Origin of the sequence: Methanoregula sp. PtaB.Bin085 (genome assembly GCF_002067035.1) — an archaeon.
In the GTDB taxonomy this organism is placed as follows: domain Archaea; phylum Halobacteriota; class Methanomicrobia; order Methanomicrobiales; family Methanospirillaceae; genus Methanoregula.
The window spans coordinates 37,167-63,285 of the sequence record NZ_MVQB01000027.1 but is presented as its reverse complement, the minus strand read 5'-3'; the positions used below and the strand labels follow the sequence as shown (position 1 = coordinate 63,285).

At 59.0% G+C, this 26,119-nt stretch carries 32 protein-coding genes and 2 tRNA genes; 32 read left to right on the top strand and 2 right to left on the bottom strand.

The features are described from left to right. Positions 1-150: 150 nt before the first annotated feature. The 5 genes from A4E33_RS05440 (at position 151) to A4E33_RS05420 (ending at position 4,124) form a co-directional block, all read left to right on the top strand. On the top strand, positions 151-717 hold the full coding sequence (locus A4E33_RS05440) for a cyclic nucleotide-binding/CBS domain-containing protein (RefSeq protein WP_292346674.1): 567 nt from the start codon (positions 151-153) through the stop codon (positions 715-717). Further along, positions 714-1,463: a CBS domain-containing protein gene (locus A4E33_RS05435; protein WP_292346673.1), complete on the top strand. Its 750-nt coding sequence runs from the start codon at positions 714-716 to the stop codon at positions 1,461-1,463. The genes A4E33_RS05440 and A4E33_RS05435 overlap by 4 nt, the downstream gene beginning before the upstream one ends. A 101-nt stretch (positions 1,464-1,564) precedes the next feature. Then, positions 1,565-2,509 carry a CBS domain-containing protein gene (locus A4E33_RS05430; RefSeq protein WP_292346672.1) on the top strand — a complete coding sequence of 315 codons (945 nt, stop codon included), beginning with the start codon at positions 1,565-1,567 and terminating at the stop codon, positions 2,507-2,509. Continuing rightward, positions 2,506-3,351 (top strand): CBS domain-containing protein, encoded by an 846-nt coding sequence (locus tag A4E33_RS05425; RefSeq protein WP_292346671.1) that lies wholly within the window; start codon positions 2,506-2,508, stop codon positions 3,349-3,351. Before A4E33_RS05430 ends, A4E33_RS05425 begins: the two co-directional genes overlap by 4 nt. Continuing rightward, positions 3,348-4,124: a CBS domain-containing protein gene (locus tag A4E33_RS05420; RefSeq protein ID WP_292346670.1), complete on the top strand. Its 777-nt coding sequence runs from the start codon at positions 3,348-3,350 to the stop codon at positions 4,122-4,124. The genes A4E33_RS05425 and A4E33_RS05420 overlap by 4 nt, the downstream gene beginning before the upstream one ends. A gap of 34 nt (positions 4,125-4,158) precedes the next feature. Here the strand turns inward: A4E33_RS05420 and A4E33_RS05415 are convergent, their stop codons facing one another. Continuing rightward, the gene (locus tag A4E33_RS05415) at positions 4,159-4,311 is read right to left on the bottom strand and encodes a hypothetical protein (RefSeq protein ID WP_292346669.1); all 153 of its coding nucleotides are present in this window, start codon (positions 4,309-4,311) and stop codon (positions 4,159-4,161) included. 172 nt (positions 4,312-4,483) lie between these two features. On the opposite strand from A4E33_RS05415, the gene A4E33_RS05410 reads away from it, so the two are divergent. The 27 genes from A4E33_RS05410 to A4E33_RS05280 all read left to right on the top strand — a co-directional run bounded on the left by A4E33_RS05410 (position 4,484) and on the right by A4E33_RS05280 (position 25,111). Beyond that, positions 4,484-6,529: a CHASE4 domain-containing protein gene (locus A4E33_RS05410; RefSeq protein WP_292346668.1), complete on the top strand. Its 2,046-nt coding sequence runs from the start codon at positions 4,484-4,486 to the stop codon at positions 6,527-6,529. A gap of 172 nt (positions 6,530-6,701) precedes the next feature. Next, entirely contained in the window at positions 6,702-7,523 is an 822-nt protein-coding gene (locus tag A4E33_RS05405; protein WP_292346667.1) for a GNAT family N-acetyltransferase, read from the top strand. Between the two features lie 410 nt (positions 7,524-7,933). Further along, positions 7,934-9,088, top strand: a complete 1,155-nt coding sequence (locus A4E33_RS05400) for a hypothetical protein (protein ID WP_292346666.1) — start codon at positions 7,934-7,936, stop codon at positions 9,086-9,088. Between the two features lie 26 nt (positions 9,089-9,114). Further along, the gene (locus A4E33_RS05395) at positions 9,115-9,597 is read left to right on the top strand and encodes a hypothetical protein (RefSeq protein WP_292346665.1); all 483 of its coding nucleotides are present in this window, start codon (positions 9,115-9,117) and stop codon (positions 9,595-9,597) included. A 26-nt stretch (positions 9,598-9,623) separates the two neighbouring features. After that, positions 9,624-10,514: a hypothetical protein gene (locus tag A4E33_RS05390; protein ID WP_292346664.1), complete on the top strand. Its 891-nt coding sequence runs from the start codon at positions 9,624-9,626 to the stop codon at positions 10,512-10,514. A gap of 140 nt (positions 10,515-10,654) precedes the next feature. Continuing rightward, a tRNA-Ser gene (locus A4E33_RS05385) sits at positions 10,655-10,739 on the top strand. Positions 10,740-10,774: 35 nt separating this feature from the next. Further along, positions 10,775-11,239 carry a 30S ribosomal protein S13 gene (locus tag A4E33_RS05380; protein ID WP_292346663.1) on the top strand — a complete coding sequence of 155 codons (465 nt, stop codon included), beginning with the start codon at positions 10,775-10,777 and terminating at the stop codon, positions 11,237-11,239. Positions 11,240-11,242: 3 nt separating this feature from the next. Further along, complete coding sequence (locus A4E33_RS05375) at positions 11,243-11,836, top strand: 30S ribosomal protein S4 (protein WP_292346662.1); 594 nt, start codon at positions 11,243-11,245, stop codon at positions 11,834-11,836. Between the two features lie 3 nt (positions 11,837-11,839). Beyond that, complete coding sequence (locus A4E33_RS05370) at positions 11,840-12,238, top strand: 30S ribosomal protein S11 (RefSeq protein ID WP_292346661.1); 399 nt, start codon at positions 11,840-11,842, stop codon at positions 12,236-12,238. After that, the gene (locus A4E33_RS05365) at positions 12,238-13,068 is read left to right on the top strand and encodes a DNA-directed RNA polymerase subunit D (protein ID WP_292346660.1); all 831 of its coding nucleotides are present in this window, start codon (positions 12,238-12,240) and stop codon (positions 13,066-13,068) included. The genes A4E33_RS05370 and A4E33_RS05365 overlap by 1 nt, the downstream gene beginning before the upstream one ends. Then, on the top strand, positions 13,065-13,430 hold the full coding sequence (locus tag A4E33_RS05360; protein WP_292346659.1) for a 50S ribosomal protein L18e: 366 nt from the start codon (positions 13,065-13,067) through the stop codon (positions 13,428-13,430). Before A4E33_RS05365 ends, A4E33_RS05360 begins: the two co-directional genes overlap by 4 nt. Before the next feature lie 7 nt (positions 13,431-13,437). Further along, positions 13,438-13,866, top strand: coding sequence for a 50S ribosomal protein L13 (locus A4E33_RS05355; protein ID WP_292346658.1), 429 nt, complete (start codon positions 13,438-13,440; stop codon positions 13,864-13,866). A 13-nt stretch (positions 13,867-13,879) separates the two neighbouring features. Further along, positions 13,880-14,281, top strand: a complete 402-nt coding sequence (locus A4E33_RS05350) for a 30S ribosomal protein S9 (protein WP_292346657.1) — start codon at positions 13,880-13,882, stop codon at positions 14,279-14,281. Positions 14,282-14,309: 28 nt separating this feature from the next. Then, a complete protein-coding gene (locus A4E33_RS05345; protein WP_292346656.1) occupies positions 14,310-14,498 on the top strand; it encodes a DNA-directed RNA polymerase subunit N in 189 nt (62 codons plus the stop codon). 18 nt (positions 14,499-14,516) lie between these two features. Further along, positions 14,517-14,591, top strand: a tRNA-Pro gene (locus A4E33_RS05340). Positions 14,592-14,630: 39 nt separating this feature from the next. Then, positions 14,631-14,804 carry a DNA-directed RNA polymerase subunit K gene (locus A4E33_RS05335; RefSeq protein WP_292346655.1) on the top strand — a complete coding sequence of 58 codons (174 nt, stop codon included), beginning with the start codon at positions 14,631-14,633 and terminating at the stop codon, positions 14,802-14,804. A 6-nt stretch (positions 14,805-14,810) separates the two neighbouring features. Continuing rightward, positions 14,811-15,998 (top strand): phosphopyruvate hydratase, encoded by a 1,188-nt coding sequence (gene eno / locus A4E33_RS05330; RefSeq protein WP_292346654.1) that lies wholly within the window; start codon positions 14,811-14,813, stop codon positions 15,996-15,998. Continuing rightward, the gene (gene rpsB, locus A4E33_RS05325) at positions 15,995-16,606 is read left to right on the top strand and encodes a 30S ribosomal protein S2 (protein ID WP_292346653.1); all 612 of its coding nucleotides are present in this window, start codon (positions 15,995-15,997) and stop codon (positions 16,604-16,606) included. Before eno ends, rpsB begins: the two co-directional genes overlap by 4 nt. 68 nt (positions 16,607-16,674) lie before the next feature. Next, entirely contained in the window at positions 16,675-17,463 is a 789-nt protein-coding gene (gene amrB / locus A4E33_RS05320) for an AmmeMemoRadiSam system protein B (RefSeq protein WP_292346652.1), read from the top strand. A gap of 1 nt (position 17,464) precedes the next feature. Continuing rightward, complete coding sequence (gene mvk / locus A4E33_RS05315; RefSeq protein WP_292346651.1) at positions 17,465-18,334, top strand: mevalonate kinase; 870 nt, start codon at positions 17,465-17,467, stop codon at positions 18,332-18,334. Next, positions 18,327-19,082 carry an isopentenyl phosphate kinase gene (locus A4E33_RS05310; RefSeq protein ID WP_292346650.1) on the top strand — a complete coding sequence of 252 codons (756 nt, stop codon included), beginning with the start codon at positions 18,327-18,329 and terminating at the stop codon, positions 19,080-19,082. The genes mvk and A4E33_RS05310 overlap by 8 nt, the downstream gene beginning before the upstream one ends. 5 nt (positions 19,083-19,087) lie before the next feature. Further along, positions 19,088-20,179 carry a type 2 isopentenyl-diphosphate Delta-isomerase gene (gene fni / locus A4E33_RS05305; protein ID WP_292346649.1) on the top strand — a complete coding sequence of 364 codons (1,092 nt, stop codon included), beginning with the start codon at positions 19,088-19,090 and terminating at the stop codon, positions 20,177-20,179. Between the two features lie 61 nt (positions 20,180-20,240). Beyond that, a complete protein-coding gene (locus tag A4E33_RS05300) occupies positions 20,241-21,578 on the top strand; it encodes an RNase J family beta-CASP ribonuclease (protein ID WP_292346648.1) in 1,338 nt (445 codons plus the stop codon). A gap of 12 nt (positions 21,579-21,590) precedes the next feature. Then, on the top strand, positions 21,591-22,556 hold the full coding sequence (locus A4E33_RS05295; protein ID WP_292346647.1) for a polyprenyl synthetase family protein: 966 nt from the start codon (positions 21,591-21,593) through the stop codon (positions 22,554-22,556). 1 nt (position 22,557) lies between these two features. Beyond that, positions 22,558-24,249 carry a glutamate--tRNA ligase gene (locus A4E33_RS05290; protein WP_292346646.1) on the top strand — a complete coding sequence of 564 codons (1,692 nt, stop codon included), beginning with the start codon at positions 22,558-22,560 and terminating at the stop codon, positions 24,247-24,249. Positions 24,250-24,331: 82 nt separating this feature from the next. Then, positions 24,332-24,781, top strand: coding sequence for a hypothetical protein (locus tag A4E33_RS05285; protein ID WP_292346645.1), 450 nt, complete (start codon positions 24,332-24,334; stop codon positions 24,779-24,781). Between the two features lie 132 nt (positions 24,782-24,913). After that, positions 24,914-25,111 carry a hypothetical protein gene (locus A4E33_RS05280; RefSeq protein ID WP_292346644.1) on the top strand — a complete coding sequence of 66 codons (198 nt, stop codon included), beginning with the start codon at positions 24,914-24,916 and terminating at the stop codon, positions 25,109-25,111. A gap of 94 nt (positions 25,112-25,205) precedes the next feature. Here A4E33_RS05280 and A4E33_RS05275 read toward each other — a convergent pair whose 3' ends face one another. Next, positions 25,206-25,790, bottom strand: coding sequence for a TetR/AcrR family transcriptional regulator (locus A4E33_RS05275; protein ID WP_292346643.1), 585 nt, complete (start codon positions 25,788-25,790; stop codon positions 25,206-25,208). Positions 25,791-26,119: the final 329 nt, after the last annotated feature.

Sequence of the window (26,119 nt, the reverse complement as noted above, 5' to 3'; positions counted from 1 at the left end):
CCCCGCCGGAAGACCGATCGCCAGCCGCATGTTCCGTCCCTGCCTATTACCCGCAGGCATCACTCATTGGTCCTGCCAAATTGTATTTATACAAGGGGAAGGGAGTATGCTAATTGTAATCATCAGTTCAGCACTTCAAGGAGGTGACTCATGAAAAAGACACAGGACGCGATCCGGTTTGAGACCCGTGTCCCCCTGCGGGAGGTCATGAAACGCAGGCTGACCACGATCGGCATCGAAGCAACGGTTGCAAAGGCCGCCAAGTCGATGTGCCACGATGCGGTCGGCAGCGTCATCATCCTCGACCACAACAAGCCCATCGGCATCGTGACCGAGGAGGACATTGCCTGCAAGGTCGTTGCAAAGGATCTCAAGCCAAGCACAGTGCACGTAAACGATATCATGAGTACGCCACTCATTACGGTGAGTGCGGATAAGACTGTAGGCGATGCCGCCAGGATGATGATCAGGCACAAGGTACGGAGACTTCCGATTATTGACGGGCATAGCAAGGTCATCGGTATCGTGACCGTCAGGGATCTCCTTGCCGTGTCCAATGAGCTGAACGATCTGCTCATGGACCTCATCGAGATCAACCGCGAGGAGACGGTTGACCCGGGGATGTGCGGCCGCTGCAGCCAGATGTCTGATGATCTCAAGCGGGTGGACGGTGTCCTGCTCTGCCCGCGGTGCCGCGAGGAGGACCACATCACATGAGGACAGCACAGGATTTCATCCTTGAGATCCCTGTGCTGAAACCCGGAGACCCGATAACCAAGGCACGGCAGATCCTGAGGGATGACCGTTTCCGCGAGGTCTATGTTGCCGATGCAAAGAGAAACCTGCTCGGGTACATCGACCTCACGGACGGACTGCGGGTAACCGCAACGAAATCCAATATCACGATTGAAGGGTTCGTGAAGGAGGCGCCGATGGTACACCCGGCGGATCCCATCGAGGCGGCGGCACGGGCGATGCGGAGCTACCGCACCGACAGCGCTGCCGTGGTCGACCCGGAACCCCGGATTGCGGGAGGCGTCCTCCTCGCGGACCTCTTCCCGGTCATCATCTCCCGGCACGAGCTGCACGGGACGGTCGAAACACGGATGAGCAGGGACGTGGTGGTCGTGGAACCGGACGACGGGATCGCGAAGGTCTATGCCCGCATCGTGGAGAGCGGTTTCTCCGCGTTCCCGGTGATGAAGAAGCGGCGGCTCGCCGGGATCATATCGCGGCGCGACCTGATCGGTTCCCGGCGGGTACGGTCTGTTGTCGCCGAAAATGCGAAGACACCGGTCGAGAGTATCATGAACACGGACGTGGTGACTATTGCACCGGGGGAACCGGTCAGCGCTGCTGCGGAACTGCTTGTCAGACATGACGTCAGCCGGTTGCCGGTTCTCGATGGCAACCGCCTTGTCGGGATCATCGACCGGCACGACGTCCTTGCCTCGCTGGGATGAGCGGAACACTTCAGGAACAGGATTACGAGTATGGGTGAAAAAACCGGTGCGGACCCGTCCGGGTCACGCCACCGGCAGATACAGTCAGTCGGAGGGTGATCATGCACCAGAACGACCGGATCGCCAAAGGCGGCGACCGGCTCCTGAAAATGCAGGGCAAGCTCGACCGGGGCCCGGTCGAGTTCAAGTCCAGGATCGCAGAGCAGGAAGGCGAAGTGATGGCGATCGCGACAACGGACGTTATCTCCATCCCCCCCTCAAAGAGTATCATCGGCGCAGTGGAACAGATGACGAAGTGCGGGTTCCGCCGCCTCCCTGTCACCGATCCCGGCACGAAGAAGCTGAGGGGGATCGTCACCTCGGGAGACATCATCAACTTCATGGGGGGCGGCGACAAGCACCGTCTCGTTGAGGTGCGGCACAACGGGAACCTCATCGCGGCGCTGAACGAGAACGTGCGGACCATCATGACCCAGAAACCCGTCACCCTCGGGCACGATGCCAGTATCCGCGATGCGGTCGGCATCATCACCGGGAAAAAAACCGGGGGGATCCCGATCACCGGCCGCGACGGGGCGCTTGCCGCGATCGTGACCGAGCGCGACGTGCTGAGGGTGCTGGCGTCCGAGCGGAGCATGCTGTCCGTCGAGGACGTCATGACAACCGCCCTCCGCGTCACGGAGCCCGACTGCCCGATAGCGAAGGTGACAAAGGACATGACCACGTACCGCTTCCGGCGGCTGCCGGTCGTCAGTGATGACGTGCTCTACGGGATCATCACGGCGACCGATATCATGCGGTATCTCGGGAGCAGGGAAGTGTTCTCCCGCCTCACCACGGGCAACATCGCGGAAGTGACCAGCCTCCCCGTGCGCACGCTGGTCGCCGGCTCGCTCATCACGACAACACCCGGCCGGAGCATCAACGAGGCAGCCCGCGAGATGCTCAAAAAGAACATCGGGGCGCTCCCCGTGATCGAGGACTCCCGTCTGATCGGCCTCGTTACCGAGTTCGACCTTGTGCGGGCATTTGCACGGGAGGGATGACGATGTACGCCCGCGATATCATGAACGCGCCGGTTCATATCGTTTCTCCTGAGGCGACCGTGGCCCATGCCCGCAACCTGATGGTCCGGCATCATATCTCCCGCCTCCCGGTGATGGAGAACGGCGTGCTGGTCGGGATCCTGACGAAAAAGGATATCGCGTACCGCATGCAGAAAGGAGAGCCGGCCTGGCGCCGGCGCCCGCTCGACCGGATCCCGGTGGGAGCCCTCATGACAGAGAATCCTGTCACGGTCCAGCCCGATACCGGGGTCAAAGAGATCGCACGGATCTTCACGATAAAAAACTTCAGCAGCGTGCCGGTGGTTGATGCCGGTGTCGTGACCGGTATCATCACCAAGACGGATCTGATGAAGTCCGTCCTCGTCCGCCGGATAACCCGGCCGGTCGGTGACGTGATGGAGGATGTACCCACCGTGAGCCGGTACCACTCGATCAACCGGGTGATATCCGTCATGCGGGAACGCAACGACAAGGTGCTCGTGCTCGATGATGACGGCACACCTGCCGGCATCATCTCCGAGACCAACCTTGCATTTTACAACGATGAACCGAAGATGTCGGGTGTGATGGGAAAAGACGTGACCATAAAACGGCGCGAAACGGCAGAACGGGGGCCGGGTCCCGCTCTCATGGCAGTTGCATCCGTGACTGCCGGGGACGTGATGACGAGCCCTGTCCTCACGGTTTCCCCGGGGACTCCGGTCCCGCAGGCCCTTGAAACGATGCAGAAACACCATGTCAACAGCCTTGTTGTCGTGGAGAACGGCACAGTAACCGGAATCATAAAACGCGATGATATCATAAAGGAAGTGGCGAAATGACAAAAGAAGTTTTTATCCGAGACGTAATGGCAAAGCCCGCAACAATCGCAAAATCGGCAAAAATCACCGAAGCGCTCGACAAGATGCTCGATGAGGGCATCGATCCGCTCATCGCGGTCAATAACAATTCCGTTGTCGGGACCGTGTCCCGCAAGGCAATAGCAGAGAAACTGGGCAGCAAACAGAATTCCACCATCGCACCCACGGCCATCCACGTGGCGAGCGTGGTCGAGGAGGAGTTCACGAGCGTGTACCCTGACGAGAGTATCAACGTGCTCATCCCGCTGCTCCAGCAGTATAAGCTGGTCGTGGTCTACGATGCCGACCATAAGCTGATCGGCCAGGTCGGCGCCGGCGATCTGCTGAAGAAGTTCCAGCCCGAGGGCGGGATCAATGGGGCCCTCGAAAAGGCGGTCACCATCGAGGCAGAGGAGCGCGTGGTCCACCTCCGACGCCGGATGCTTGACGACAACATCACCCGGTTCATCGTGTCGGAGAAAGAAAAGTATACCGGGATCGTAACGGAAACGGACGTGGCGATCGCGCTGCGGAAGTTCCGCGAGTCGGTGGAAGGAAACCACCAGGACCACCGGATCCGGAACCTGCTCGTCAAGGATATCATGAGTTCCCCGCTCGTCTCTGTGGAACGGACGGCTAAGGTGTCCGATATCGTAGCCCTGATGCTCAAAAAGAACATCAGCTCAGTGCCGGTCATGGACAAGGGGAAACTTGCCGGGATCGTCACCCGCGCATCGCTGGTAAAGGCACTCTGATCACTTTTTTTGCGTCCCGTTCATCCCCGATCAGTCACGCTGCCCGGGTCGTGTGTTCGTGTGTGCAACGCGTAATGCGTATCGTGGCGAAAAACCGATGGAACGGCGCCATGGCGCAGGCAGACATCCTGCCGGTTTTCGGGGTCAGCATGGAACCCGCGATCCGGAACAACGCCATACGCTTCATGATTTTCCGGCGCCGGTTTTTCATCTCCAGGGGATTCGGTATATCCGGCGTGAAGTATACCGCAACCGGCCATACACCGCCAGGAATCCCGATGACATCACCGGATCCTTTTTCTAGGGGTTCTGTTAATTACTTCTTACACCGATAACGGGATTATCGCGGGGAGGCGCCATTGAACCTGAGAAACCGCTCGCTCCTCATCCTTGGCCTGACATTCTTTGTCTTCTTCATCATCATAGCGGTCGTCTCGCTCTCGGTGACCCTCTCGGGGCTCGACCGCATCGAGGAGCAGGACATGGGCGACTCCATGAACCAGAGCCGCTCTGCCCTTGCGCAGGAGTCTGGTGCGCTGCTGAGTACTGCCCAGGACTGGGCATGGTGGGACGATATGTACCGGTTCGCAGCCGACCGGAACCCGGAATTCATCGAGAGCAACACGCAGCCGGACGCTCTGGCAACGATCCACCTGAACCTGTTCATGATCCTTGATGAAAAGGGAATTCCGATCTACGGGCAGGTATTGTCTCAGGGCTATCGGGCAAACGGATCGGTTCCGGCAGATCTTGAAAACCTCGTAACGGGTAATACCCGGCTTTCCCGGCCCCCCGAAGACAGTCCTGGGATAGCAGGTCTTCTGCTTACTCCCGACGGACCCATGATGGTTGCCTCCGTGCCAATCCTTCATTCGGACAGGACCGGGCCGGTCCACGGGACACTTGTCATGGGCAGGTATCTGGAATACGATTCCCTCCGGCGGATCAACGAGTTGACCGGCTTCAGGATGGTCCTTTACCCGCCGACCCCGGGGCGCACTGAAACCAGCCTCCCTTCCGGTCTTGACCGCCTGCCGGGAAAAGAGGAATTTATCATTGTTCCCGATAACGAGAGCTGGATCACCGGCTTTGGCACGATCAGGGATCTCGCCGGGCGGGATATCGTAATCAGCGTTACCAAGGAACGGCAGCTGTACCGGACCGGGTACGCGAATATCGTCACGTACCTTGCCCTTCTCGCCCTCTGGGCAATCCTGACCGGGCTTATCGTCGTCATTGTCATGGATCGGACCGTTCTCCAGCGCATGGGACGGCTGACGGACCATGTGCGTTCGCTCGGTCAGGGCCCCGCAGCAGTTCTCGAACCGGTCCTCTCCGGTAACGACGAACTGGCCGAGCTCGAAAAGACGATTATCACATCCCGCAGGGACCTGCTGATGCGGGAGGAGCAGCTGCGGGTTTTTGTCAATGCCATGCCCGGCCCGGCAGCCCTGTTCTCGCGGACGGGAACGATCCTCCTCGTGAACCCGGCGTTTGCAGGATTCTTTGGTAAAACGGTTGGGGAGATGACCGGGGCCGATTACCCGTCGCTCATATCAGGAGAAGATATCGATACGTACAACCGCTTCGTCCAGGAGGCGATCCGGACAAAAGAAACCATCCATTTCGAGAGCGAGAAGGGGGGCAGGACGTACCTCGTGTCCTACTATCCTGTCCTCGGGGACGATGGCGAAGTGGCCCAGCTCGGTCTTCTGGCCTTCGATATCAGCGAACGCAAGCGCCTCGAGAACGCACTCCAGAGACTGACCAAGAAGATCGCGCTCCTCAACACGGTCATCTTTTCGGATATCCAGAACAAGGTGTTTGTCCAGACAGGATACCTGGAACTCTTAAAAGGCAGGCTTGCCGATCCCCAGCTGAAAAGCTTTCTCGAGAAGGAAGAAGCCGTTGTCCGCGAGATCCAGCAATCGCTGCATTTTGCCCGGCAGTACAACGAGATGGGGATGAGCCCGCCGCGCTGGCAGAATGTCATGGAGGTGATGCTCTTTGCCATCTCCCATCTCGACCTCGGTTCCCTGAAACGGGATTTCAGGCTGGAAGGCTTGACTGTGTATGCCGATTCGCTTCTCGAGCGTGTGTTCATCACCCTCATCGAGAATGCCATCGTCCACGCGAAGGGGGCAACGGTCGTCCGTGCCGGATTTTCCGTTACTGGTGACGAGGCAGTGATCTTCATCGAAGACGATGGCCCGGGGATCGCGGATGACCGGAAGGAGACCATCTTCGAGAAGGGTATCGGTTCGGGAGCTTCGGGAAGCCTGTTTTTGTCCCGCGAGATCCTCTCCGTTACCGGCATGACGATCGCCGAGACCGGGGTCCCGGGTAAAGGGGCACGGTTCGAGATCCGGGTCCCGAAGGGGTCGTACCGTTTTGCCGGGAAGTGACCGGCCGGGCTCCTCATCTCTCCCTGCCACCTTCACGGGAGATCGTTCCCGGCCGTTGCCTGCGTAAGTACCGGAACGGTTGCAGATACCACCGGACCGTCACCTGTATGTAGTTTCCTGCCCAATATCCCGTCCACGGTTGTACTCTATGGCGAAGATACAGATCCGAAATATGAGGAAGGAAGAGCTCCCGGTCGCGGTGGAATGGGCGGTTGCGGAAGGGTGGAACCCCGGCCTTGCGGATGCGGAGTGCTTCTGGCTGGAGGACCCCGGGGGATTCTTCTGCGCCGAGATTGACGGCAGGATGGCCGGGTCCGTCTCCGTGCTCAACTACGACGACCGGTTCGCGTTCGCCGGCCTGTATATCGTGAAACCGGAGTACCGGGGGAAGGGGATCGGGATGCAGCTCTATCGCCACGCCATGCGCCATGCCGGGTCCCGTATCGTAGGCGGCGACGGGGTTGTTGCAATGGTGCCGAAATACGAAAAGGACGGCGGGCTCTTCTTCCACTACAACAATGCCCGGTATGAGGGGAGGGGCGGAGGCCTGATGCCGAAAGGCCTTACGCCTGTGCAGAAAGTGAACTTTGACGATCTGCTCTCGTACGATACAGCGCATTTCCCTGCGAAGCGTGAGAGTTTCCTGCGGTTCTGGATCGGCCATAAGGACCATTTCGGGATTGCCCGTCTGGATGATAGCGGGAAGATCCTCGGCTACGGTGTCCGGCGGACCTGCCACCGGGGATACAAGATCGGGCCGCTCTTTGCGAAGAACCGGGAAACAGCAGACCTGATCCTTGACGGGCTCATCGCACAGATCCCTGCCGAGCCGTTCTTCCTCGATATCCCGGTGCCGAACAGGGCTGCTGTCGCGCTTGTTGAGGAACGGCAGATGGTCCCGGTCTTCCACACCGCCCGGCTCTACTCCACCCGCGATCCCGTGCCGCTCCCGCTTGAGGAGATCTTTGGCGTGACAACGTTCGAGCTGGGATAGCCTTCTGCCTGCCAGTCCCACGTGCTGGATCAGTCCATCTATTTTCCGGCCACAATCGTGCCGGTACATTTTAATTAATTCGACCCCCCCTGCCCATCATGATTGATACCAGATAGTGTCTGCTGTCGTGAAAATCGGTCGTTTTTGCTGAAATCCAGCGGGCGGGATGAGGGGGTCGAATTTATTTTTTTCTGGTTTTCCCGGTCGCGGGACTGGTATGACCGGAATTCAGCGACTGATTCTTCATGGAGACATCTTCCGGGACATCAGAAAAATTAATTCGACCCCCTTGTTACAACAATCCGGAACCGGTATGGGCGAGCGTGCGGGACATGGAGGCAAAAATATTTCATAATATATTTAAGGGATGCTGTTGCCATTTTATCAGGTTCACCTTCCATTGACTTGTCATGCACCCGCTATACAAAATCCCGGCCATTCTCCTCCTGCTCACTACAGCAGTGCTTCTCGCGGCGGGATGCACGGTGGATTCCGCAACCACTTCAGAAACTCCGAAAGAAACCCCCCTGCAAACCAACAACAGTGCATCCTGGATTAAAATCAGCCATATCGGCAGCAGAGATGTCAGGGAAAGATTCTCGGTAACCGGTTTTACCAACCTCCCGGCCGGAACGGAAGTACTCTGTGAGATCGAGTCGCCGTCCGCTGAATTCACGTTCAAAAATGCCAGTGCTGCAGGTACAAGGATTCATGTCACAGGAGGGAAGGGTGGCCGGAATTACACGCATGTTTATATCGATCCTGCGGAACTGGTCCCGGATGATTACCCTGATGGTACCGGGGACGATACGATTCCATTGATCCTTGTTGAACGGGCTGTGAAGGGAGATACCCGGGATACCCTTTCGATTACCCTTGAGAAAAAGCATGACGATATCAATCTGGATCCCATCGCGGACAAACAATACGGGGACAGGTTTACGGTTCACGGTACAACCATCTTTCCTGCCGGTGACAACCTTGAGTTTGAGGTCTCTTCCATAATTAACGGTACAACCATAATGAAAGGAAATATGACGATTAAGAAAGGCAGCGATGGCACGAATACCACTGCAATCGACATCGATACAGCGCTCTTCCCCAAGGTTGAATACGACAAATATATTGTATCCGAGGATCACCATCCCGGGCGGAAACCCGTTTCCGCCAGGACAGGTTTCAAAGTCAGTTCAATTCCCGCGAGCCCGTACTTCATCGGGATCAGTCCCTGCCCGGAGATGGAACTGACAGAGTCATATCATCTTTTCCATCCTGCCGAGACCTGTACTTTCAGAGGCACGACCAATCTCTCCGTTGGCAATGATGTGTCATGGGAGATCCGCCCGATCGCTGCGGCAGATATGCCGGCTTTCGGCGAACGGGCTGGTATTAACGGAACAACGAAGGTAACAAAAGGCAATGCCGGCCTTAACGAGACCACTTTCACGGTCAATGCTTCGGTATTCGACGGGTGCGGGGGTTTTTTGGTAACTGAGGAGAGCAAGATGCAGGACGGTTACGGTTACGATCTCCTGGTTATCGTTCCCATAGTATACCCGGATTAGCGGAACGGTGAATGAAGGTGAACTCCATGAACTCTGTGTACGGGGGAATCACCCTGCTCCTGCTTGCCGCAGCGGTGCTGCTGGCAGCGGGATGCACGGGACAGCAGAAACCGGATTCTCCCGTTGCGATACCCCCCGGCCCGCAGCTTACCGGCATCCCAAAAACACCCCCGCCATTCGAATCCATCGTCCTTGATGCCCGGACCTATAACGTGGGCGAGGTCGTGGAATTTTATGTTGTGGATGCAAACCCGGGGAAAGGTGGGTGCACCGACCACCCGTGCTCGTACCGCATCGCCCGGCTCGTGAAGAACGAATCATGGCAGGTGATGCGGCTGCCGATTGTCACGATGCTGCCGTTTGACGATGTGGCGTATTACGATGAGTCATGCCAGCCCATGCACTTCGCCACGACCGGCTGGATTCCCGGAAGATACCGGATCCAGTACCGGTGCGGGTTATCCGCGGAGTTCGTTGTAAGGGAGGTACCGGAGGCGGGCGTGCCGTGATCCCGCATCGTACTGTCCTGGCTGTATTGCTGCTTATTATCGCGGCAGTGGTTACAGCCGGGTATATCGAGCAGAATTCCGGTATTCCTTACGAAATTCCCGGATATACCAATGTTATTGTGAAGGGTGCCGGATCTCCCGCTGACCTTGCTGCTGGCGGTATCCGGAATCCTGAAAAACTGAATCTCCCATCAGGAATCAGCAGGTATGATCTGGTGACATTCAATATCCCTGCGATGCAGGAAAAATTAAAATCCGGATCGTTCTTTCCGATCCGTATCCGGGGAAAAGAATACCTCGTCAATATCACGAATTCAGACACGACCAAGAGCAGTGACGGGATAATTACCTATGCTGGAAAATTTGCAGATGAAAAAAGGTATAATTTCCAGATAACGGTAGGTCCGGATGTCATTCTGGGATATGCATCCCTCAATGGTGAATTATTTTACATCGGCAGGGCAGAGAAAGATGCTCGGCCGGAATACAACTCATCCCCCCTCCATTATATTTACAGCAGGAACGATATCGGGCCATCGCATCTCTGGTTGCCTCATGAGATTCGTTATCCCCTGGCTATCCTGTCTTCGTTACCGAATATGTTGAAACACCCCGGCCCCCGTCTTTGTGGCGGAAAATTTGAGGTGTATGAAATAGCGAACTGGATGCCAAAAAATATTAGCACAGCAGATATACTCACGGAAAAGGATTTTTCTGAATTTCCCGAACTTGACGCAGTTATGAACGGGGGTAAGAATACCAAAGCGACCTGTGAGAAATACGATGGATATATGTACCCCTCCTGTATCGGTGGAGGAAAGTTCAGTTGCGAGGAAGGTCGCCTGGTCGCGAAATATGAGACAATTCTTTTCTATAATGGCAAATACTACGAACTCAGGAGAACAATTATTTCATGAATTTTAGATTACATTCACTTTCTGTGAATGGCTTCCTTACACAAACGCTTATAACCTCCCCCTCCCCATAGAATAAGCACCATTCATGGAGCGGCGTACCACATACACCGCGAGTGTCTGAGAAGATGCGAGATTCCTCTGTTGAGGTAGCCAAGCCTGGTATGGCGCAGGTTTGCTAAACCTGTGTCCCAAAAGGACTCGAGGGTTCAAATCCCTCCCTCAGCGCTTCAAGAGAAGATCTCACACAACGAGGGGATTGGATGGCTCAGGAAGACGAAATAAAATACTTTGTAAGGATCGGGACCAGCGATCTCGACGGCACCAAGTCCGTCAGGGTTGCCCTGACCGGCATCAAGGGCGTCGGCCGGCATACGTCTACGGTTATCTCCCGGATGGCGAAAGTCGACGAGTACGCGACCCTTGGCCGCCTTGACGAGGCCTCGGTCAACCGGATCCGCACGGCAGTCGAACAATACTCGGGCAAGATCCCGGGCTGGATGGCGAACCGCCCCAGGGACGTCTACACCGGTGAGGCAAAACACCTCTTCGGCGCTGATGTCGGCCTCGCAAGAGATGAGGATGTCAACCTTATGCGGAAGATCCGCTGCTACAAGGGCATCCGCCACGAGACCGGGCAGAAGGTCCGCGGCCAGCGCACCAAGTCAACCGGCAGGACCGGCGCGACCGTCGGTGTCAAGAAGAAGAAGGAAGGGGGGGCGGCATAATCCATGGGATACCCAGGCAAGAATCATAAGGCCTACCAGACCCCCAAGCGCCCGTGGGAGAAGTCCCGCATCGAGAACGAGACCCGTCTCGTGATCGAATACGGTCTCCGGAACAAGCGCGAGGTCTGGAAGTCCCAGGCCCATCTCCGCAGGTACCGCAAGGCAGCCCGCGAACTGCTGGCCCTCGGTTCCAGCGAGGCCCACCGCGACACGTACGAGGCCAAGAAGGAAGAGCTCATCAGCCACCTCCAGCGTGCAGGCCTTCTCGGCCCCGATGCGGGGATCGACGATGTTCTCTCGCTCAAGGTCCAGACCCAGCTCGAGCGCCGCCTCCAGACGGTCGTGTACCGCAAGGGACTCGCCCGGTCGCCGAAGCAGGCCCGGCAGCTGATCACCCACGGACACATCGCGATCGCCGGCAGGCGTGTCAATATCCCCGGTTACCAGGTCTCCCGCAAGGACGAAGGCCAGGTCTCCTACTACGGGACATCGCCGCTCGTTTCCGACGCCCACCCGGAGAAGGTACGGATCGCCAAGCCCGCCAGCAACCCCAAGCCCATGCCGCAGTCCGAAGGATACCGCGGCGGGAGGAGGTAATCCATGGCAGCAAACGAGAAGGAGAAGTGGGGCATCGCCCACATCTTTGCGTCCTTCAACAACACCATCATCACCATCACCGACCTGTCCGGTGCCGAAACCGTGACCAAGTCGAGCGGCGGGATGGTCGTCAAGCAGGACCGCAACGAGAGCTCGCCCTATGCTGCAATGCAGATGGCGGGCAACGTTGCCCAGACCGCCCGTGAGAAAGGAATCGTCGGTGTCCACGTCAAGGTGCGTGCGCCCGGCCAGGGCAAGCAGAGGAGCCCCGGCCCCGGTGCCCAGGCAGCCATCCGCGCCCTTGCCCGTGCAGGCATGCGCATCGGCCGCATCGAAGATGTAACGCCGATTCCCCACGACTCGTGCCGGCCCAAGGGCGGCAGGAGAGGAAGGAGAGTCTGATGGAGATCGAATTCGCCAGTCTGGACGACTCCCTCGCACGATTCACGCTCTCGGGAGCGAGCACGGCCTTTGCCAACGCATTCCGCCGCGCAATGATCGGTGAAGTACCGACCCTTGCCATCGAGGATGTGCGCATCTACGACAACACGAGCGCACTCTTCGACGAGATGCTGGCCCACCGGCTCGGGCTCATTCCCTTAAAGACAGACCTTTCCAGTTACTCCACACAGGACACCTGTTCGTGCGGCGGGGCGGGATGCCCGGGCTGCACGGCAACGTATACCCTCTCCGTCGAGGGCCCCCGGACAGTCATGTCAAGCGACCTGATCCCGCAGGACCCGAAGACCGCGCCGGTATACGACAACATCCCCATCGTGAAGCTCACGAAGGGGCAGAAACTCGTCATCGAGGCCAGGGCCACCCTCAACACCGGCCGGGCACATGCCAAGTGGCAGCCCACGCTCGTCTGCGGGTACAAGAACCACCCCGTGGTCACCATCAGCGATGCCTGCGACGCCTGCGGCCTGTGCGTTGACGAGTGCCCCCGCGGGATTCTTGCAGTCAAGGGTAAGAAAGTCCAGGTTGTACCCGGAAAACTTCCCGACTGTTCGATGTGCAGGCTCTGCGAACGCGCCTGCCTCTCGACCGGCATCGGGGACATACCGGCAATTGCAATATCCGCCGAGAACGACCGTTTTATCTACATGGTCGAGAGCGACGGGTCCCTGCCGGTCAAAGAGATCATGAACCGTGCGCTGCTTTTTGTGAAGGAGCAGGCAGACACGCTGGAACAACAGCTCGGCGAATTATCAGGGGATGAAAAGAAATGACACGAATCATCGAGAAGACGAACCCCCGTCTCACCACCCTCATCTCGCTCCTTAAAAACAAGTCACGCGAGAACGAGGCGAAGATCTGGCGCGAGATCGCAAGCAGGCTCGAGACCCCCAACCGGAACTACGCGGAGGTCAACCTGTCCAAGATCAACCGCTACGCCCAGAAAGGCGAGACGATCCTCGTCCCCGGCAAGGTGCTCGGGAGCGGCGTGCTGGAACAGTCCGTGAAAATCGCGGCGCTGAACTTCTCGGCATCGGCCACAAGCAAGATCCGGGACGCCAAGGGACAGTGCATGACCATCGAACAGCTCATCAGCGACAACCCCAAGGGCAGCGGTGTCCGGATCCTGAGGTGAAGAAGCTATGGTAACCATCATCAACGGCGACGGGCTGCTCCTCGGCCGCCTTGCAAGCATCACCGCCAAGCGCGCGCTTGCGGGCGAAGAGATCGCGATCGTCAACGCAGAGAAGGCCATCATCTCCGGCAGCCGCGCACGCGTGCTCGGCAACTACCAGCACAAGCGGGAACGCGGCGCGAGCGGCGCCCACTGGGGACCGTTCGTCCCGCGCAGGCCGGACCACCTCATGAAGCGGACCATCCGCGGCATGCTCCCCTACAAGCGCCCCCGCGGCGTGGAAGCCATGAAGCGGATCAAGTGCTACGTTGGCATTCCGGTCGATCTCGCAGGCAAGGAGATGGAAGTGCCCGAAGAGGTCCACATGAACCGCCTGAACAACCCGAACTTCGTCACGCTCGGCGCAGTGTGCACGTTCCTCGGAGCCAGGTTCTAAGGAGGCACCCGACATGGTCAAGATCATCAATACAAGCGGAAAACGCAAGACAGCAATCGCCCGGGCAACCCTCAAGGCCGGCAAGGGCGTCATCCGCGTCAACTCGGTACCGCTCGAAGCCTTCGGCTCCGAAACCACCCGGATGAAGATCGCCGAACCGATCCTCCTCGTCCCCAACGCCATCCACGGCATCGACGTCGTCATTGACGTTGCCGGCGGCGGTGTCATGGGACAGGCCGAGGCGGTCCGGACCGCGCTCGCCCGCGGCATCGTCAAGTGGCACAACGACCCCCAGATGAAGGATATCTTCCTGGCCTACGACAGGACGCTCTTAGTCAACGACTCGCGCCAGAAAGAGACCAAGAAGCCCCACGGCCGCGGTGCACGCAAGAAGTTCCAAAAGTCTTATCGCTGAACCAAAAGATATGATGAGAGGTTAGATCGTGATTCCAGTCCGGTGTTTCACCTGCGGAAAACCCATCTCCGCAGCGTGGGAAGAGTTCAGGGCACGGCGGGAGAAGGGAGAGGATCCCAAGAAGATCCTCGACGATCTTCATATTTCCCGGTACTGCTGCAGGCGCATGCTCCTGACGCACAAAGAGATCATTGACGAGCTCAATCCGTACCAGTAAGCAGTGTAAGATGAATGCGGGGTCGTAGGGTAGCCTGGACCATCCTATTGCGTTCGGGACGCAGTGACCTGAGTTCGAATCTCAGCGACCCCATTCCAATCGTACAATTACAAAAAATCCTGAGGACGACACATGCAGACGCAGACATATACCCGGTATGAACGGGCAAGGATCATTGGAGCAAGGGCTCTGCAGATATCAATGGGTGCTCCGTTACTTATCACCACGACGAAGATCGACCCGCTGGAGATCGCGGTCGAGGAATTCAGCAACAACACCATCCCCATTACCGTAAAGAGGAAGTAGAGCGCCATGACCACCATCGAGGTTATTGAACTCCGGAAGATCCTGGACAGCCGGGGCAATGCGACTGTCGAGGCCGACGTGTATACCACGGGTGGCCATGGCAGGTCGGCAGCGCCGGGCGGTGCCAGCACCGGTTCGTTCGAGGCAAAGGTGAAACCGGTCGACGAGGCGCTCGACAACGCTATCCAGAACCTGATCCCGGCCCTGATCGGTATGGACGCGGCCGACCAGGAGGCATTCGACGAGCAGCTCCGGGATATCGACGGCACCGCCGACTTCTCGGGCATCGGGGCCAATGTCGCCGTTGCGCTCTCGCTCGCGAACGCTAAAGCAGCGGCATCGTCACTCGGCCTCCCCCTTTTCCGCTACCTTGGCGGCGCATTCGCAAAGGAGATGCCGCTCCCGCTCGGGAACGTCATCGGCGGCGGCGCGCACGCTGAAAACGCCACCGAGATCCAAGAGTTCCTCGTGGTCCCGGGCGGTGCTGCCGATACCGAAGAGGCAGTCTTTGCCAACGCGGCGGTCCACCGGCATGTCAAAGAACTCTTAAAGAAGCACAGGAAACCCTGCGGCAAGGGTGATGAGGGTGCATGGGCACCGCAGATCGATGATGCCCTCGCATTTGAGCTCATTGCCGAGGCAACCGGTCATGTCACCGATGAGATGAACGTCGAGGTCGACATGGGGCTTGATTTTGCAGCAAGCCGGATGTGGGACGGGAAGGCCTACAGGTACCGTAAGACCGTGCGGTCCACCGAGGACCAGATCGCGTATGTCGCGGAACTCGTGGACAAGTACAACCTCGTCTATGTCGAGGATCCCCTGTTCGAGGACGACTTCGACGCATTCGCCGAGCTGAACAGCCAGATCGGCGGGCGCTGCCTTGTCTGCGGCGACGATCTCTTTGTCACGCAGGTTGACCGCATCCAGCAGGGTATCGAGAAGGATGCCGCCAACTGCGTGCTGATAAAACCCAACCAGGTGGGGACGCTCACGGACACCTTTGACGCTGTCCGGCTCGCCCACACCCACGGCCTGGACACGGTGATGAGCCACCGGTCCGGCGAGACAACCGATACGACCATCGCGCACCTTGCCACCGCGTTCTCCTGCGTTTTCTTAAAATGCGGCGTGGTGGGTGGAGAACGCATTGCAAAATTAAACGAACTGATTCGCATTGAGGAACAGCTATGACCCAAGTAAATGAAATGGAAATCGAATTAAAAGAGCCGCTCATCCCCGTCGAGGAGTACCTTGCAGCCGGTGTCCACATCGGCACCCAGCAGAAGAGCGAGGACATGAAGAAGTTCATCTACCGCGTCCGCGGTGATGGTCTCTATATCCTCGACATCCGGGAGACCGATGCCCGCATCAAGACCGCTGCCAAGTTCTTGAACCAGTACGAGGCCCCCAACATCCTTGTCGTAACCTCGCGGCAGTACGGCCAGTACCCGGCCAAGAAGTTCGCCGACACCATCGGCGCCATGTCCGCCACCGGCCGGTTCATCCCGGGCCTCCTGACAAACCCCGTGCTCGAAGGTTACATCGAACCGCAGGTCGTCGTCGTCACCGACCCGATCGGGGACGCCCAGGTCATCAACGAGGCGGTCCAGTGCGGCATTCCGGTCGTTGCGCTCTGCGATACCAACAACATGACCAAGTTCGTCGACCTCGTCATCCCGACCAACAACAAGGGTCGCAAGGCTCTCTCGATGATCTACTTCCTCCTGACCCGCGAGATGCTCCGTCTCCGCGGTATCTCCACGGCTCTCACCCCCGAGGATTTCGAGACCGATTTCTGATTTTTTTGGTCCCACTTTTTTCCGGTGACCGATATCTGGATATAACAGGAGAACCAGAGGGTAATCCGATGACAATGCGGACATGCGCTGTTGCCGGCATGTTTTACCCGCGGGAGCCCTCTCACCTGGAACAGCTCCTGGAGAGGTTCTTCGCAGGAATAAAGCCGGAAGGAAATCCCCTCGGCATCGTCTCCCCGCATGCCGGGTATATCTACTCGGGGCAGGTTGCCGCCACCGCGTTCGGCGCAATCCCCCCCGGTTTTTCCGGTACCTTCGTCGTGATCGGCCCCTCCCACCGTGGATACATCAACTGTGTCTCCGAAGTGCCGTGGGAGACGCCGCTCGGCGTTGTCGATACGGACGCCGAGTTCGTCCGGGCGCTGGATATCGAGACCGATGAACTCTCGCACCGGGACGAGCACTCGCTCGAGGTGCAGGTGCCCTTCATCAAGTACCGCTTCCCCCGGGCACGGATCGCCCCGGTGATGATGGGCCAGCAGGACTACCCCGGTGCCATACGCCTTGCGGAGAAGGTCCTCCACGCGATCCGCCAGACAAAACGGGACGTGCGGATCGTGGCGTCCAGCGACTTCTCGCACTACGTGCCTGCACAGAAGGCGAAGGCGGACGATCTCTGGGCCATCGAGCCGCTTCTCACGCTCGACACGAAGGAATTCTACCGGCGAATCGCGGAGCGGCGGGTGACTGCCTGCGGGTACGGCCCGATCACGGCGATGGTAACCGCCTGCGCCGGCCTCGGGGCGAAAGCGGCGAAGCTGATCCGGTACGCGACGAGCGGTGATGTGACCGGCGACCAGAGGGAAGTCGTGGGGTACGCGAGTATTGCGGTGATCTAGGTTGGCAACGTGGAGTGCGCCGGGCAAGGTCTTCCTGTTCGGCGAGCATGCAGTGGTATACGGAAAGCCCGGCATAGCCATGGCAATCAAGCCCCGGGTCTTCGTCACCGTGCGGGACACGAAACGGGCCGCCCGCGCCAAGTCCCCGTATATCGACGGATGTTTCGAAGCCATGAACGTGATCGGGAGCGTGTACATCAACTCCCAGATCCCAAGCTCCTCCGGCCTCGGGTCGTCGGCGGCTGTCACGGTGGCCACTCTCTCGGCGATCAACGACGAGTTCCGGCTGAACAAGACCCGTGAGGACATCGCGGACATGGCATTCGAGATCGAAAAGAAGGTCCAGAAGGGGCGGGCAAGCCCCACCGATACCACCGTTTCCACGTATGGCGGGATCGTCCTCATCGCGGGGGGATCGCGGCGGCGCCTGCCCCCGCAGAACATGCACCTCGTTGTCGGGGACTCGCTCGTCTCGCACAGCACGGCACGGATGGTCGAGCAGGTGGCGGACTTAAAAAAGGCAAGCCCGAAGATTGTGGATCCGGTTCTCGATGCTATCGAGGGGGTCACGATGAGCGCGATCCACCACCTGAGCAATCCCCGGGAGCTGGGGCGGTACATGAACATGAATCACCACCTGCTCGAGGTTCTCGGGGTCGGACATCCGCAGCTGGCAAAGATGGTGGTCGCAGCCCGCAGCGCAGGTGCGTTCGGGGCAAAGATCACGGGCGCCGGCGGGGGCGGGAGCATGGTGGCGCTCTGCCCCAAGCAGCTCAAGCATCGCGTTGCCCAGGCCATCGAGAAGTGCGAGGCCCGGGCGATCGTGACCGGCATCGATACGGAAGGCGTCAGGAAGGAGAAGAATGTCTGAACGGCTGATCCTGAAACTGGGCGGGAGCGTCATCACCGACAAGAAGGCGGACTGCGCGGTCAACCGCGGGCAGCTTGCCACCATTGCCTCTGCCATTGCCGGTGCACGGACCGGCGGGATCGTGGTCATCCACGGGGCCGGTTCCTGCGGGCATCCCGAGGCGAAACGTTACCATCTCGACACGGGAGCGAAACCTGGGCAGACCGAGGGGATATTCGTCACCCACCGGGCGGTCAGCAGCCTCAACGGCGCGGTTGTCGACGCTCTCCGGGAAAAAGGGGTGGCGGCTGTCGGCGTCCATCCGCTGCACACCGGCATCGCGGACAACGGGCGGCTGGTCGGGTTCGAGACCCGGCACCTGGAGACAATGCTCGGTCTCGGGATGGTTCCCGTGATCCACGGCGACGTGGTGATGGACCTCTCGCGCGGGGCCTGTATCGTCTCGGGTGACCAGCTCGTCCGCTACCTGTCCGTTGCGCTGAAGATCGGCCGCGTGGGACTTGCCACCGATGTGCCGGGGGTGCTCGACGGGGGTGTCGTTGTACCGTCGATTACGAAAGAGACGGTTGCGGCGCTCCGGATCGGCAGCTCGCGCCACACTGATGTCACCGGCGGCATGAAAGGGAAGATCGACGAGCTGCTCGGCCTTGCGGACGCAGGGATCCGGTCAGATATCTTTCACGTATCGCGAATCCCGGACTTCCTCGCCGGATCCGGCCATGGCGGGACGATTGTCGGGGGAGAGTAGATCGAATGGCAGACAAGAAACAGTTTACATCATCGAGAAAACTCGATCACCTCCGCATCTGCGCGGAAAAAGAAGTAGAAAGCGGCGATGCAGGACTTGCAGATATCCGGTTCGTGCACAACGCCCTGCCGGAATGCGACATGGGGAAGATCGACCTGAAGTGCCGGTTCCTGAACCATACCTTCTCCTCTCCCCTCTACATCTCGGGAATGACCGGCGGCCATCCCGGTACGAAGGAGACGAACGCCCGGCTCGCGCGGGCCGCGGAACGGTACGGCATCGGCATGGGCGTCGGTTCCCAGCGGGCTGCGCTCGAGAACCCTTCGCTTTCCGATACGTTCTCGGTTGTCCGCGACCAGGCACCGCACGCGTTCCTTGTTGCGAACCTCGGGGTTGTCCAGCTCCGTGATCACGGGGCAGAATGGGCTGAACGGGCTGTGGAAATGATCGATGCGGACGCAATCGCAATCCACCTCAACTTCCTGCAGGAGGCGATCCAGCCGGAAGGGGACCACGATGCGACCGGCTGCCTTGCGGCTATCGAAGGGCTTTGCAGGGATTTCAGAAAACCGGTCATCGTCAAGGAGACCGGGTGCGGGATCTCGGCCGGCGCCGCACGGAAGCTCTGGGGTGCCGGCGTGAAAGCCATCGACATTGGGGGCTGGGGCGGGACGTCCTGGGCGGCGGTCGAGAGCGTCAGGGCAGACGAGAGCAAAAAAGCCGGTGACCGGAAACTCAGAAGTCTCGGGCAGGACTTTGCCTCCTGGGGAATCCCTACCATCGTCAGCCTTGCCGAGGTGCTCGCAACCGGCGGGCCGGTCATAGCATCGGGCGGCATCCGCAGCGGTCTCGACATTGCCAAGGGGCTCGCCTTCGGGGCTGACCTCTGCGGCATGGCACTCCCGCTCCTCAAACCCGCCATGACGGGTGACAAGGCGCTGGCAGATGCTATCGATACGATCCACCGGGAGCTCACGGTTGCCATGTTCCTGACAGGATCAGCCCGTGTTCCCGACCTCCGGAAGGCTTCCCTGCATATCACGGGTAAGACCCGCCAGATGATCGATAAGGACAACCCGGCACGGATTAAACGATAACCTGCGAAACCAGGGGATTTTTCACAAAGAATAACCAGTCACAGCACTCAGGAGATACAGAATGGAAATCGAGATAATCGCAGTCGGAGGATACGACGAAGTCGGGCGGAACATGACCGCTGTCCGCTGCGGAAAGGAAATTGTCATTTTCGACATGGGGCTCCGCATCGATCAGGTGATGATCCACGAGGATGCGGAGATCGAGAACATGCACTCCCTTGACCTTATCAAGATCAAGGCGATCCCCGATGATACCGTTTTGAACGCGGCCGACGGGACAGTACGAGCGATTGTCTGTTCGCACGGGCACCTCGACCACATCGGGGCGATCCCGAAACTGGCGCACCGGTACAATGCGCCAGTCATCGGAACCCCGTACACCACGGAGCTGATCCGGCAGCAGATCTCCAGTGAACAGAAGTTCAACATCCCCAACAAGCTCTTCGCGCTCAAAGCCGGTCAGCGGTACACGTTGTCCCAGGGGCTGACCCTCGAGTTCGTCCGCGTCCAGCACTCGATCATCGATTCGGTCATCCCGGTCCTCCACACCCCCCGGGGGGCCATCGTCTATGCGCTGGACTTCAAGCTGGATCGGAGCCCGGTCATTGGCGAACCCCCGGATTTTGCCCGCCTCCGCCAGATCGGGAAGGAAGGCGTGCTCGCCCTTATCGTCGAGTGCACCAATATCGGGAGGAAAGGCCGCTGCCCGAGCGAACGGGTTGCCCGGGACCTTGTGCGGGACACCATCACCAGCTACGAGGATGACAAAAACGCCATCATCGTCTCGACCTTCTCGTCCCATATCTCGCGTATCAAGACGATTGCAGAGTGCGCCCACGAGATAGGGAGAAAACCGGTGCTGCTCGGCCGCTCCATGGAGAAATATGCGGTGACGGCAGAGCAGATGAAACTGGTCTCCTTTCCCGAGACCACGAGCGTCTTTGGCAACCGGCGCACGGTCGACCGGACCCTGCGCCGGATGATGAAGGCGGGAAAGGGACAGTTCCTGCCCATCGTCACCGGCCACCAGGGAGAACCCGGGTCGATCCTGACCCGCATGGCGACCGGGGACACGCCCTACCAGATCACGGGCGGCGACAAGGTCCTGTTCTCGGCCAACATCATCCCGAGCCCGCTGAACTTCGGCCAGCGCCACCTGGTCGAGGCCCGGCTGAAACTGGTCGGGGCGCGGATCTTCGACGATCTCCACGTGAGCGGCCACGCGTACCGGGAGGACCACTACGAGATGATCCAGATGCTCTCGCCGCAGCACATCATCCCTGCGCACGGAAGCATGACCATGAACGCCGAATATACCCAGTTCGCCGGGGAGATGGGGTATACTGCCAACTCCACCGTCCACCTGATGAGGAACGGCCAGCGGCTGAAGATTGCGTAAACGAGGAGAACCATGTCAGAACTTCCATCCTATCTTGCATCGGTTGCAAAAACCATCGATCACATGATCGACCGGTACTTTGTCGACAAGACCGGCGAACTGAACAAGGCCTCGGCCCACCTGCTTGCTGCAGGAGGAAAACGGCTCCGCCCGGCGGTCGTGATGCTCGCTGCAGATACGGTGAAACCGGGCAGCTCGGATGATATCCTGCACGCGGCGCTCGCCCTTGAGGTCACGCATACCTTCACGCTCGTCCACGACGACATCATGGACGATGACAGCCTCCGGCGCGGTGCCCCGACCGTGCACACGAAATGGGATATGCCCACCGGCATCCTTGCCGGCGATGTCCTGTATGCCCGGGCCTTCGAGCACCTCTGCATGGCACAGGCAAAGGACGATGCGAAGGTCCGCGCCGTGACCATGCTGGCGAAAGCCTGCGACGAGATCTGTGCAGGCCAGCACATGGACATGTCCTTCGAGCACCGCACCGATGTGACCGAAGGCGAGTACCTGGAAATGGTGAAAAAGAAGACCGGGGTCCTCTATGCCGCGGCGGCGGGTATCGGCGCGATCCTTGCCGGCGGCAACGGTGTGCAGGTGAAGGCGCTGTACAATTTCGGGCTCAGCACGGGCATAGCCTTCCAGATCCAGGATGACATTATCGACCTCCTGACCCCCCCGGAGAAGAGCGGGAAGGACCAGGCCTCTGACCTCCGCGAGGGCAAGCAGACCCTTCTTATGATACGGGCGCGGGAGAAGGGCCTCGACCTGAAGAAGTACCAGCGGGACCTCTCACCTGCGGATATCCAGGCTGCAATCAGGGAACTGACCGATGCCGGCGTAATCGACGAGGTGAAGAAGACCGCGACCGACCTCGTGGCCGAAAGCAACCGGCACCTCTCCGTGCTCGCTCCCTCGAAGGAGCGGCAGCTCCTGATGGACATCGGCGAGTTCTTCGTAACCCGGAGCTTTTAGGATGGCCGGTGACGACATACGGGAGATCCTCTTTTTGTGCGCACTGCAGAACGCGGTGAAGCACGGGGGCGTGCCGCAGGCGGGTGCGGTCATTGGCATGGTGATGGGTGCACACCCGGAGCTGCGGGGCAGGGCAAAGGAGGTCTCTGCCATGGCAAAGGACGCTATCGCCGATGTGGCGAAACTCTCACCTGACGAGCGTGCCTCCACCCTTCAGGAACGGGCGCCGGAGATGATGGCCGCCCTCTCGGAGAAGCACGAGCACAGGAAAGTGCTCCCCGATCTCGAGAAGGCGGAAAAGGGCGTTATCATGCGCTTTGCCCCCAACCCCTCGGGGCCGCTCCACATCGGGCATGCCCGGGCAGCCGCGCTCAACGATGCTTACGTAAAGCAGTATGGCGGCCGCTATATCCTCCGCATTGAGGACACCGATCCCAAGCGTGTCGATCCTGAAGCCTACGAAACAGTCCGGGAAGACATCCGGTGGCTCGGCCTCGGGATAACCGAAGTCGTGACCCAGAGCGACCGCCTTCCGATCTATTACGATCTCTGCCGGCAGCTGATCGAGCGGAAGGGCGCGTACGTCTGCACCTGCGACAACGAGCACTTCAAGGAACTCAAGATGGCAAAGCAGGCCTGCCCCTGCCGCGACCAGAGCGTGGAGGAGAATCTGGGACTCTGGCAGAAGATGCTCGATCACTCCTTCCGGGAAGGTGAGGCATCGGTCCGGATCAAAACCGATCTTGACCACCCCGACCCGGCCATGCGGGACTTCCCCGCTTTCCGGATCCTTGACGCCCCGCCTCACCCGAAGGTGAAGGCTCACGTGTATCCCCTGATGAACTTCTCGGTGGTAGCAGACGATCACCTGCTCGGCGTCTCGCACGTGATCCGGGGCAAGGACCACATCGCCAACACCCGGCGGCAGAAATACATCTACGACCATATGGGCTGGGAAGTGCCGGTATACCGGCACTATGGCCGGATGGGGATTGAGGGCGTGGTTCTTTCGACTTCCCAGATGCGTGCCGGGATAAAAGAGGGCACGTATACCGGCTGGGACGATATCCGGCTCGGGACGCTCCGGGCCCTTGCCCGCCGGGGGATCAGCCCCGTTGCCGTGAAGAACGCCATGCTTGCCATCGGTATCGGCGAAACCGACATCTCGTTCTCGTGGGACAACCTCTATGCAGAGAACAAAAAGATCGTCGATCCGGTGGCAAACCGTTACTTCTTTGTGCCGGATCCGGTGAGGATTACAATCGCAGGGGCACCGAATCACACGGCCCGCGCCCTGCTCCACCCGTCTGACGAAGCACGGGGAACCCGCACGCTTGAGTTTACGGGAGACGTCCTTGTACCGAAAGCCGAAATCACCGAAGGGGTTTGTATGATCCGTCTCAAGGACCTGTTCAATGTAAAGGTCGCATGGGACAACGGAACGCCGCTGTTCTCCTACGGCGGGGACTCGCTTGCCGATGCACGGGCCGCGAAAGCCCGGATCATCCAGTGGCTCCCTGCAAAGGACACGGTCCCCTGCATACTCCTGACCCCGGACGGGGAGATACACGGATCCTGCGAACCCCGGGTGAAGGAGGAACTCTCAAAAGTTGTCCAGTTCGAGCGGGTCGGGTTTGCCAGGATCGACAGCGCGACTGCGTCAGGAATAACGGCGTACTTCACCCATAAATGACCTCCCGGCGGATGACCGCCGGAAAAATCCGGGATCCGAACACAATGATTAAGCCGCTCTGTGCAATAACAGGATGATATCCATGAACCGCCACGTACACGGGATCCTTTCCCTCCTCCTCCTTGCAGCTGCTGCCGTTACAGCGACTGTTGCCATCCTCGCGTCATCTGTTGTCTTTGCAGCCCTCTATATCGTCGGGGTTCTCCTTTCATGCCTTGTCCTGATATACTCGGTCTGCATGAAATGTCCCTGCCGGGACACGGACTGCGGGCACATCATCCCGGGGAAACTCACCCGCTACTTTCCTCAGCGCGAGCCGGGGCCGTACACCTTCGCAGACAAGACGGGGATCGTTGTCCCGGTCGTATTCTTTATCGTCTTTCCCCAGTACTGGCTGCTCATGCAGCCGTTTTTCATGTATGTCTTCGTGGCACTCTGCCTGATCGCTGCCGCGGATCTCCAGTTCTTTGTCTGCAGGGGATGCACCAACTGTTTCTGCCCGTTCCACCAGGGCACCTCCGATACCCGGTAATCCACCGGCTGCGGCCGGCCCCTGTACCTTTTTCCCGTCTCTTCCGGAACCGGGCGGCTCCCGATTCTGTTCTGATAGAATACAAATAATAAAACATAAGTAATTGTTCAGCGATCCATGTAGTGATCACGCGTGACCATTCCCGATACTGTCCCTGATGCGATGACGCTTATCCGCCTCACGGATCCCCTCCGTGCCAGGTACCCGGACCATGGACAGTTGATCGCATTCCTCTCGCGTTCGTATGATTATATCAAGAACCTGCCGCTCAAGGGCCTGAGAGAAACCTATTCCCGGGAAAATCCCGAGTTGTTCGACATGGTCCTGTAATCTCCTTCCGGTTGTCCTGGCCGGTGGAGGGTCGCAGGGAAGAGGATGAGGAGACGGGGCGCTCTTTTCCGTCATTCCTGCACGAGATACCCGTTCAGGATGGTTTCAGGAGCGCTTCAACGGTCGTGATCCAGATCCGTTTTGCTTCTCCTCTGTCAAGCCCGGTGCTCATGTCGAGGAGCAGGCCGCCGATGATGGCGTGACTTGCCAGGGCAAGGGTGTTGGCATCGAGCCGGGGCGGAACGAGCCCCTTCTCCTGCTGGCGGGCGATGAACCGCTCGATGACAAGAATGTCGCCGCGACGGTCCTCCTCGAGGATCTGGCGGATCCGTTCGTTCCGCGGTGCAAGGATCATCATCTCCGAGAACATGCCATAGAACTGCGGAGTGTATCGCGAAAGGGAATCGAAGAGGGCTTCGCTGCCGCCCCGGAAATCGCGGTCCCGGTACGAGCGCTCGAGGATGCCCTTCAGTTCCTGCCGGCCCCGCTCCGAAACCGCTGCAAACAGGTCCTCCTTTCCCGGGAAATACTGGTAGATCGCCGGCTTGGTGACCCCGAGCGCCCCGGCAATCTCTTCCATGGTTGTCCCATGGTATCCCCTGACCATGAAAAGGTGGTACGCGGTATCGATGATCTTCTTCCTGACCTCTTCCTTGTATTCGGGAATGATGCGCGGCATGGGATGGAATATCTCCGGCTTGGGTGAAAAATATCATCAGGGACTCGATACTCCCGGTAACTTAATCTTACTCATGGTAAGTTTTATGTCTTTGGGTAGTACACCTGAGACTCAGGATAGGTCGGGCCCGGGCATGTCAGTATGAAAGCATCGCCGGTGGCCTTATGGGAGAACACGGAACGATCCCGACAAAAACGATCATTATATATATTGCGCGTTCTCAATGATAGTAAGTACCTTGCAATGCAAGATACTGTGTTAAGCAATTAACACGGACCTGCCCGGCCCTACCCTCTCCGGATTTTCCGGAATCCAAAAAAACCAGCACT